Raw genomic sequence first — 8,984 nt, 5'->3', positions numbered from 1 at the left:
GCTTCCGGATCCTTGTTGATCGCGACGATCACCTTCGAATCCTTCATGCCGGCCAAGTGCTGGATCGCACCCGAGATGCCGACCGCGATGTACAGCTGCGGTGCGACGATCTTGCCGGTCTGGCCGACCTGGTAGTCGTTCGGCACGTAGCCTGCGTCGACTGCTGCGCGCGAGGCGCCCAGTGCTGCCGACAGCTTGTCTGCCAGCGGCTCCAGCACCTTCGTGTAGTTTTCGCCGCTGCCCAGGCCACGGCCGCCCGACACGATGATCTTCGCGCTGGTGAGCTCAGGACGGTCCAGCTTCGTTACTTCACGGCTCACGAATTGCGACTTGCCGGCGTCGGCTGCCGCTTCGATCTTCTCGACCGATGCGCTGCCGCCTTCCGCTGCCACCGGATCGAAACTGGTCGCGCGCACCGTGATTACCTTGATCGGATCGCTCGACTGCACCGTCGCGATCGCGTTACCCGCGTAGATCAGACGCTCGAACGTGTCGGCCGAATCGACCGCCGTGATGTCCGAGATCTGCGCAACGTCCAGCTTCGCGGCGATACGCGGCGCGATGTTCTTGCCATAGGCCGTGGCCGGCGCGAGGATGTGCGAGTAATCCTTCGCGATGTTCAGCGCGGTCGCTTCGACGTTTTCCGCGAGGCCCGCTTCGAGTTGCGGCGCGTCGGCCAGGAGGACCTTCGATACGCCTGCGATCTTCGCTGCTGCGTCCGCTGCCGCTTGTGCGTTGTGGCCCGCGACCAGCACGTGAATGTCACCGCCAATCTTCGCCGCCGCCGCCACCGTGTTCAGCGTTGCTGCCTTGATCGACGCGTTGTCGTGTTCTGCAATCACCAGAATCGTCATTTCTTTCCGCTCCCTCTTACAGCACCTTGGCTTCGGTCTTCAGCTTCTCGACCAGCGTCTTCACGTCCGGCACCTTCACGCCGGCTGCGCGCTTCGGCGGCTCGACCACCTTCAGCGTCTTCAGACGCGGCGCGACATCCACGCCCAGGTCTTCCGGCTTCACCGTTTCCAGCGGCTTCTTCTTCGCCTTCATGATGTTCGGCAGCGTCACGTAGCGCGGCTCGTTCAGACGCAGATCGGTGGTTACGACCGCGGGCAGTTGAAGCGACAGCGTTTCCGCGCCGCCGTCGACTTCGCGAGCGACCGTTGCCTTGCCATCGGCCACCGTCACCTTCGACGCGAACGTCGCTTGCGGCAGGCCTGCCAGCGCGGCCAGCATCTGGCCCGTCTGGTTCGAATCGTCGTCGATCGCCTGCTTGCCGAGGATCACCAGTTGCGGCTGTTCCTTGTCGACCAGCGCCTTCAGGATCTTCGCGACGCCCAGCGGCTCGACGCCATCGGTCGACTCGACGAGGATCGCACGATCCGCGCCGATCGCCAGCGCCGTACGCAGCGTTTCCTGCGCTTGCGCGACGCCCACCGATACGGCGATCACTTCGGTCGCCACGCCCGCTTCCTTCAGGCGCACGGCTTCTTCAACCGCGATTTCGTCGAACGGGTTCATCGACATCTTCACGTTCGCGATGTCGACACCCGTGTTGTCCGACTTCACGCGGACCTTCACGTTGTAATCGACCACTCTTTTCACTGGCACCAGGATTTTCATGCACACGCTCCAAAGTTACGAATACGACCAGAGGCCATTCTATAGCGAGGCCTCATGACTGCGCGGCCAAGCGGACCCAACCTTCGTGGTTGTCGAGGATACCGCTTCTTGGCGACGCGCCAATGATAGCGAACGGTCGTTCTATTTTAAAAGAGAAAAAACCCGGACGCAAAGCCCGGGTTTTCGATCATCGACTCTAATCTCGCCGGGCGCCCTTGCTTCGCCCGTTACCAGGCGGCAATGACCGCTCCGCCGAACTTGCCTTCGATGAACTGCTTCACATCGGCCGAATGATAGGCCGCGACCAGTTTCGCGACCCACGGCTTGTTCCGGTCCGCCTCGCGGATCGCCAGGATATTCGCGTACGGGCCATTCGGCCCTTCGATCGCGATCGCGTCCTGTTTCGGTTTCAACCCCGCTTCCATCGCGTAGTTGGTGTTGATCGCGGCTGCGTCGACGTCGCCGAGCGAGCGCGGAATCTGCGCCGCATCGAGTTCGACGATCTTCAGCTTGCGCGGATTGTCGACGATATCGAGCGGCGTCGCCTTCAGCCCCGCGTCCGCGCGCAGCTTCAGCAGGCCCTGCTTTTGCAGCAACAGCAGCGCACGGCCGCCGTTGGTCGGATCGTTCGGGACCGCGATGCGCGCGCCCGGCTTCAGTTCGGCCAGCGATTTCACGCGCTTCGAATAGATGCCCATCGGGAACGTGACGGTATCCGCGATCTTGATCAGCTTGTAGCCGCGATCCTTCACCTGCGCCTGCAGATACGGATCGTGCTGGTAGCTGTTCGCATCGAGGTCGCCCGACGCGAGCGCGGCGTTGGGCTGCACGTAATCGGAGAATTCGACGATGCGGATGTCGAGGCCGCTCTTCGCCGCGACCTTCTTCACCGCTTCCATGATCTGCGCGTGCGGCCCGCCCGTCACCCCCACCTTGATGGTTTCGGCCTGAGCTTGCGCGCCCGCGAACAGCGCGGCCGCGCCGAGGGCCGCCGCGAATTTCAGCATGAAGCGTCGTTGCATCGTGTGTCTCCTGACGGATCGATCAGTTTTGTTTTACTTGTGGCTCAGCCGGCGGACGAGCCAGTCGCCGAACGACTGCACGATCTGCACGAACACGATCAGGATCGCGACCACCGTCCACATCACTTCGGGCAGATAGCGCTGGTAGCCGTAGCGGATCCCGAGATCGCCGAGGCCGCCGCCACCGATCGCGCCCGCCATCGCCGAATAGCCGACCAGCGACACGAACGTGATCGTCAGGCCCGCGACGACGCCCGGCAGCGATTCGGGCAGCAGCACCTTGAAGACGATTTGCGACGTGGTCGCGCCCATCGATTGCGCAGCCTCGATCAGCCCGCGGTCGACTTCGCGCAACGCCGTCTCGACGAGACGCGCGATGAACGGCGCGGCCGCGAGCGTCAGCGGCACGACCGCCGCGGCCGTGCCGATCGACGAACCCGTGATGAGCCGCGTAAACGGAATCACCGCGACCAGCAGGATGATGAACGGCGTCGAGCGGACCGCATTCACGATGCCGCCGAGCACACGATTCACGGCGAGGTTCTGCAGCACGCCCTGGCGATCGGTCAGGTAGAGCAGCACACCGAGCGGCAGGCCGACGAGCGCGCCAACCACTCCGGAGATGCCGACCATGATCAGCGTCTCCCAGAACGACTGCACGAACATATCGAACATCTCACTCAACATACGAAAGCTCCTCTACCACCACACCTTGCTCGCGCAGGAACGCGAGTGCCTGCCCGACCTTGCCCGGCTCGCCGCCCGCGAGCACCGCGAGCGAACCGAATGCCTGCCCCTGGATCTCGTCGATCTGGCCGTGCAGGATGTTGAAATCGAGCTCGTACCGGCGGATCGTCTCCGACAGGATCGGCTGGTCGACACCCGAGCCCGTGAACGCCAGCCGCAGCAGATGCCCGCTGCCCGTCTTCAGCCGTTCGGCCACGCGCGCCTTCATCGCGGGCGGCAATTCCTGCGCGATCACATCGCCGATCAGCGCGCGCGTCACTTCATGATGCGGCTGCAGGAACACGTCGATCACGCGGCCTTCCTCGACCACACGCCCTGCATCGAGCACCGCGACGCGATCGCACACCTGCTTGATCACTTCCATCTGGTGCGTGATCAGCACGATCGTCAGGCCGAGCTCACGGTTGATCCGCTTCAGCAGGTCGAGGATCGAGCGCGTGGTCTCGGGATCGAGCGCGGACGTCGCTTCGTCCGACAGCAGCACCTTCGGCTGGCTCGCGAGCGCGCGTGCGATACCGACGCGCTGCTTCTGCCCGCCGCTGATCTGCGACGGATAGCGATCCTTCTGCGCGGACAGCCCGACGAGGTCGAGCAGCGGCAGCACGGACGCCTCGATCTCGGCACGGCTTGCGCCGGCCAGTTCGAGCGGCAGCGCCACGTTGTCGAACACCGTGCGCGACGACAGCAGGTTGAAGTGCTGAAAGATCATGCCGATCTCGCGGCGCGCCTCGCGCAGCGCGCCAGCCGGCAGCAGCGTGAGATCGCGCCCGCCGACGACGACATTGCCTTCGGTCGGCCGCGTGAGCAGGTTGATGGTGCGCACGAGCGTACTCTTGCCGGCGCCGCTTCGGCCGATGATGCCGAACACCTCGCCCTGCGGGATCGTCAGGTTGATGTTGCGCAGCGCCTCGACCCAGCCGCCCGGCCCGGGAAATCGCTGCGAAAGATTGCGTAATTCGATCATGTAAACAAGACGGCGGCCGGCTGGCGAGTTGGCCCGCCAGTCGGCCGCCGATGCATCTGGAATAACCGTCGATTTTACCGCAAACCCCTCATTCCCCTTAATAATCGATTTCGATCTTTTCATAACTACACGAAATTAGAGGAGCGCCGCTGGCCCGTCGCAGGAATGCCGCGACTATGATCCCGGAACACATGCAACGAACAGGGGACACGCCAGATGACCGCCACCACCACGCCGGCCGCCGCACCCGCCACCGCCGGACCGGCGCCTTTGGCGTCGCCCGCGCCGACCATGGGCCGGCTGCGTACCGCGGACGGGCTCGAACTGGCGTCGTACCGCTGGACGGCCGGCGACGGCACCGCGCCGCCGCGCGCGACGATCGCGCTCGTGCACGGCCTTGCCGAACACGCGGGCCGCTATGCCGCACTCGCCGGCCGGCTGAATGCGGCCGGCATCGACGTGCTCGCGATCGATCTGCGCGGGCACGGCCAGTCACCCGGCAAGCGCGCCTGGGTCGAGCGCTTCGACGGCTACCTGAACGATGCGGATGCGCTGGTCGCGGAAGCCGCGCGCGGCAATGCGTCGCTGTTCCTGATGGGGCACAGCATGGGTGGCGCGGTCGCGGCGCTATACGCGATCGAACGCGCGCCGGCACGCGGCGACGCGCTGACGGGCCTCGTGCTGTCGAGCCCGGCGCGACGTGCCACGCTGGATGCTCGCGGTGAGCCGCGTCATCAGCCGCGTCTGGCCGACCTTCCCCGCGATCAAGATCGATGCGGCGCTGCTGTCGCGCGATCCGGCCATCGTCGCGGCCAACCGCGCCGATCCGCTCGTGCATCACGGCGCGGTGCCCGCGCGCACCGGCGCGGAGATTCTCGACGCGATGGCACGCATCGAAAGCGGCCGCGGTGGACTGCGCGTTCCGGTGCTCGTCTATCACGGCACCGAGGACAAGCTGACCGAGCCCGACGGCAGCCGCACGTTCGGCGCGCGCGTCGGCTCGCCCGATCGTACGCTGACGCTATACGAAGGCGGCTTTCACGAAACGATGAACGATCTCGAACGCGACCGCGTGATCGACGCGCTGATCGCGTGGATTCACGCGCGCGTGCCGGCGCGCTGAGCGCACCCGGCCGGCCGGTCGGTCATCAGATGCCGGCCAGCACGCGCAGGTGTGCGACGACGCTGCGCCCGAGCGCGGACAGGTTGTAGCCGCCTTCGAGGCAGCTGACGATGCGGCCCTGCGCATGCCGGCGCGCCACGTCGACGATCTGCGCGGTCAGCCATTCGAAGTCGGCTTCGACGAGGCCGAGGTTGCCGATGTCGTCCTCGCGATGCGCATCGAAACCCGCCGACACGAACAGCATCTGCGGCTTGAACGCATCGAGGCGCGGCAGCCAGAACATGTCGACGGCTTCGCGGATCGCCATCCCGTTGCTGCGCGCGGGCATCGGCAGGTTGACCATGTTCGGCGCCTGGTGATCGACGCCCGAGAACGGATACAGCGGATGCTGGAAGAAGCTGCACATCAGCACGCGCTCGTCGTTCGCGAATGCGGCCTCGGTACCGTTGCCGTGATGCACGTCGAAATCGATGATCGCGACACGCTCGAGACCGTGTACGTCGAGCGCATGCCGTGCGGCAATCGCGACGTTGTTGAAGAAGCAAAAACCCATCGCGCGCGCAGGCTCCGCATGGTGGCCGGGCGGACGCACGCCGCAGAACGCATTCGCATAGCGGCCGTCGATCACCGCGTCGGTCGCCGCGATCGCAGCGCCAGCCGCGCGCAGCGCAGCACGCCACGTATCGCGGTTCATCAGCGTATCGGGATCGATCTCGACGTAGCCATCGACCGGCGTCATGCTCCGGATGTAGTCGATGTGCGCCTGCGTATGCACCCGGCCCAGCGCTACCTCGCTCGCGAACGGAGCGGTTTCGTGCACGATCAGGTCGTCGATGCGGCTCGCGATCAGTTGATCCTGGATCGCCGACAGGCGGGCCGGACATTCCGGATGCCATTCCCCCATCTCGTGCAGCATGCAGTCGGGGTGCGTATAGAAAGCGGTTGCCATAAGCTGTCATCCGCGGCGCACGATGCGCCGCAGGTCTCCATCAATGATGTCCATCGTCTGCCGCGAATTCGCCGCTAACTTACCACAATGGGGGCCCGCCACGCCCCGGCGGGCCGGATCCGTCGGGTATACTGCGCCGAACCCAATCGCCCTGTCCGCCCGCTTCGACATGAATTCCAGCAAGCCTGCCGCCCTTCTCTCCGCGCTGTTCCGTGTTCGCGTGCCGCTCGTTGCGGCCGCCGTGGTCGCGGCCCTCGGCACCGCGTCTGCCGGCGCGCAGACGCAACCCGCGAAGTCCGCGGGCAAGCTCGTCGCACAGGCCCAGCCGCAGCAGCCGACGCAGCAAGGCCAGACCTTCGAAGAGGAAATCGTTCCGCAGCGTTACGCGAACAACGCGAAGGTCGACGCGTTCATCGACGAGATGGTGAGCCGCAACGGCTTCGACTCCACCAGCCTGCACGCGCTGTTCTCGCGCATCAGCTATTCCGCGACGGCCGTCAAGCTCGTGAAGCCGGCCGCGTCACCGACGGTCAAGAACTGGCGCGTCTATCGCTCGCGCTTCATCGAGCCGATCCGCATCAATGCGGGCGTGAAATTCTGGAAGGCGAACCAGGCAACGCTGCAGCGCGCATCCGAGCAATTCGGCGTGCCGCCCGAGGTGATCGTCGGCATCATCGGCGTCGAGACGATCTACGGCCGCTACATGGGCAATTTCCGCGTGCTCGACGCGCTGACGACGCTCACGTTCGACTATCCGGACACGCCGAATCGCGACAGCCGCCAGGCAACGTTCCGCAAGAACCTCGAGGATTTCCTGGTCTGGACGCGCGACAACCAGCTCGACCCGACCACCGTGCTCGGCTCGTATACGGGCGCGATCGGGATCCCGCAGTTCCTGCCGAGCAGCATCCGCGAATATGCGGTCGACTTCGACGGCACGGGCCATGTCGACCTGCGCAGCAGTCCTGTCGATGCGATCGGCAGCGTCGCGAACTACCTGAAGCAGCACGGCTGGGAAACCGACCGCCCGGTGGTCTGGCAGATCACGCCCGATACGGGCAGCCTGGGAATCGCACAGGCCGCCGCCGACGGCCAGCCCGAGCCGCACTGGGCGCTGTCGCAACTGATGCGCGCCGGCATGACGCTGAACGAGCCGACGGTCAACATCACGACCGAAGCCGGTACGCCCGTGACGGTGGTCGACCTGCCGTCGCCGGGCCGCGCGACCGAGTACATGCTCGGGCTCAAGAATTTTTACGTGCTGACGCGCTACAACCGCAGCTTCTTCTACGCGCTCACCGTGTACCAGCTGGGCGAGGCCGTGAAGGCACAGATGGAAGCGAGCGGCGCGCTTCAGCCGAGCGCCACCGAAACGCAGTCGCAGTAAGCACCACCTGCCCAAAGAAAAAGCGCCGCACAAGCGGCGCTTTTTTATTGCACGTGCACTGCGCGCGCTTGCCCGCGTTCAGGCAGGAAACACGCCCGTGGACAGGTAGCGGTCGCCGCGATCGCAGACGATGAACACGATCGTCGCATTCTCGACCTGACGCGCGATGCGCATCGCAACTTCGCATGCGCCGCCCGACGAAATGCCCGCGAAGATGCCTTCGACCGACGCGAGCCGGCGCGCCATCGTTTCCGCCGCGGCCTGGCTCACGTTCTCGACGCGGTCGACGCGGCTGCGATCGAAGATGGTCGGCATGTACGCTTCCGGCCACTTGCGAATGCCCGGAATGCGCGAACCGTCCTCCGGCTGCGCACCGACGATCTCGATGGCCGGATTCTGTTCTTTCAGATAGTGCGACGTGCCCATGATCGTGCCCGTCGTGCCCATGGCCGACACGAAGTGCGTGATGCGCCCTTCGGTATCGCGCCAGATTTCCGGGCCCGTCGTTTCGTAGTGCGCGATCGGATTGTCGGGGTTCGCGAACTGGTCGAGGATCACGCCCTTGCCTTCGCGCTGCATCTCGTCCGCGAGATCACGTGCCAGCTCCATCCCGCCCTTCACCGGCGTCAGGATGATTTCGGCACCGTAGGCGGCCATGCTCTGGCGGCGCTCGACCGACAGATCCTCCGGCATGATCAGCACCATCTTGTAGCCGCGGATCGCCGCTGCCATCGCGAGTGCGATACCCGTGTTGCCGCTCGTCGCCTCGATCAGCGTATCGCCCGGCTTGATGCGCCCGCGCGCCTCGGCCTTGCTGATCATCGACAGTGCCGGACGATCCTTCACGGAACCGGCTGGATTGTTGCCTTCGAGCTTCGCGAGCACCACGTTGTTGCGCGCGCGAATCTCGTCGTCCGGCAGGCGGACCAGTTGGACGAGCGGCGTATTGCCGATCGTGTCTTCGATAGTTTTGTAAGCCATGGATATACCGTGAGTACGAGGCCGATCAATCGATCGATTGTAAACCACCCGTGCCGCTGCCCGCGCCGGCAACCCCATTGCGACGATGGAATACGCCTGCCGCACAACGCGTGGCCGCCGCATACGCCGTGCCCACGCAAAAAACCCGCGGCATGCCGCGGGAAGCCGTCGCAACGACGGCGACTGAAGGA

General features: G+C 65.2%; 9 protein-coding genes. 2 read left to right on the top strand and 7 right to left on the bottom strand.

The genetic code is table 11. From position 1 onward, the window contains the following. The 5 genes from JYJ84_RS21205 to JYJ84_RS21185 form a co-directional block, all read right to left on the bottom strand. A partial coding sequence (locus JYJ84_RS21205; RefSeq protein WP_205189430.1) for an electron transfer flavoprotein subunit alpha/FixB family protein occupies nt 1-854 on the bottom strand: 854 nt, incomplete at its 3' end. Nucleotides 855-870: 16 nt separating this feature from the next. After that, a complete protein-coding gene (locus tag JYJ84_RS21200) occupies nt 871-1,620 on the bottom strand; it encodes an electron transfer flavoprotein subunit beta/FixA family protein (RefSeq protein ID WP_205189429.1) in 750 nt (249 codons plus the stop codon). A 227-nt stretch (nt 1,621-1,847) separates the two neighbouring features. After that, the gene (locus JYJ84_RS21195; RefSeq protein ID WP_175223435.1) at nt 1,848-2,642 is read right to left on the bottom strand and encodes a MetQ/NlpA family ABC transporter substrate-binding protein; all 795 of its coding nucleotides are present in this window, start codon (nt 2,640-2,642) and stop codon (nt 1,848-1,850) included. A 33-nt stretch (nt 2,643-2,675) separates the two neighbouring features. Continuing rightward, entirely contained in the window at nt 2,676-3,329 is a 654-nt protein-coding gene (locus JYJ84_RS21190; RefSeq protein WP_043181878.1) for a methionine ABC transporter permease, read from the bottom strand. Further along, complete coding sequence (locus JYJ84_RS21185) at nt 3,319-4,353, bottom strand: methionine ABC transporter ATP-binding protein (RefSeq protein ID WP_174962254.1); 1,035 nt, start codon at nt 4,351-4,353, stop codon at nt 3,319-3,321. The genes JYJ84_RS21190 and JYJ84_RS21185 overlap by 11 nt, the downstream gene beginning before the upstream one ends. A gap of 216 nt (nt 4,354-4,569) precedes the next feature. On the opposite strand from JYJ84_RS21185, the gene JYJ84_RS21180 reads away from it, so the two are divergent. Then, nucleotides 4,570-5,565: an alpha/beta fold hydrolase gene (locus JYJ84_RS21180; RefSeq protein ID WP_374102116.1), complete on the top strand. Its 996-nt coding sequence runs from the start codon at nt 4,570-4,572 to the stop codon at nt 5,563-5,565. Here JYJ84_RS21180 and JYJ84_RS21175 read toward each other — a convergent pair. Then, entirely contained in the window at nt 5,502-6,425 is a 924-nt protein-coding gene (locus JYJ84_RS21175; protein WP_175223437.1) for a histone deacetylase family protein, read from the bottom strand. The two genes, JYJ84_RS21180 and JYJ84_RS21175, sit on opposite strands and share 64 nt — an antisense overlap. A gap of 43 nt (nt 6,426-6,468) precedes the next feature. Here JYJ84_RS21175 and mltB point away from each other — a divergent pair, with 43 nt between their 5' ends. Beyond that, nucleotides 6,469-7,812, top strand: coding sequence for a lytic murein transglycosylase B (gene mltB / locus JYJ84_RS21170; RefSeq protein ID WP_175223438.1), 1,344 nt, complete (start codon nt 6,469-6,471; stop codon nt 7,810-7,812). 78 nt (nt 7,813-7,890) lie between these two features. Here the strand turns inward: mltB and cysM are convergent, their stop codons facing one another. Then, complete coding sequence (gene cysM / locus JYJ84_RS21165) at nt 7,891-8,793, bottom strand: cysteine synthase CysM (RefSeq protein WP_122944793.1); 903 nt, start codon at nt 8,791-8,793, stop codon at nt 7,891-7,893. Nucleotides 8,794-8,984: the final 191 nt, after the last annotated feature.

Origin of the sequence: Burkholderia sp. LMG 13014 (assembly GCF_905232215.1) — a bacterium.
Lineage (GTDB): Bacteria > Pseudomonadota > Gammaproteobacteria > Burkholderiales > Burkholderiaceae > Burkholderia.
The sequence above is the reverse complement of the archived record's forward strand: the minus strand, read 5'-3'. Positions and strand labels throughout refer to the sequence as shown.

Bases quoted from the DNA above. Each gene is read 5' to 3' on its own strand.
- JYJ84_RS21200 (WP_205189429.1), bottom strand. From the start codon at position 1,620: ATGAAAATCCTGGTGCCAGTGAAAAGAGTGGTCGATTACAACGTGAAG.
- JYJ84_RS21195 (WP_175223435.1), bottom strand. From the start codon at position 2,642: ATGCAACGACGCTTCATGCTGAAATTCGCGGCGGCCCTCGGCGCGGCC.
- JYJ84_RS21190 (WP_043181878.1), bottom strand. From the start codon at position 3,329: ATGTTGAGTGAGATGTTCGATATGTTCGTGCAGTCGTTCTGGGAGACG.
- JYJ84_RS21185 (WP_174962254.1), bottom strand. From the start codon at position 4,353: ATGATCGAATTACGCAATCTTTCGCAGCGATTTCCCGGGCCGGGCGGC.
- JYJ84_RS21180 (WP_374102116.1), top strand. From the start codon at position 4,570: ATGACCGCCACCACCACGCCGGCCGCCGCACCCGCCACCGCCGGACCG.
- JYJ84_RS21175 (WP_175223437.1), bottom strand. From the start codon at position 6,425: ATGGCAACCGCTTTCTATACGCACCCCGACTGCATGCTGCACGAGATG.
- mltB (WP_175223438.1), top strand. From the start codon at position 6,469: ATGATGTCCATCGTCTGCCGCGAATTCGCCGCTAACTTACCACAATGG.
- cysM (WP_122944793.1), bottom strand. From the start codon at position 8,793: ATGGCTTACAAAACTATCGAAGACACGATCGGCAATACGCCGCTCGTC.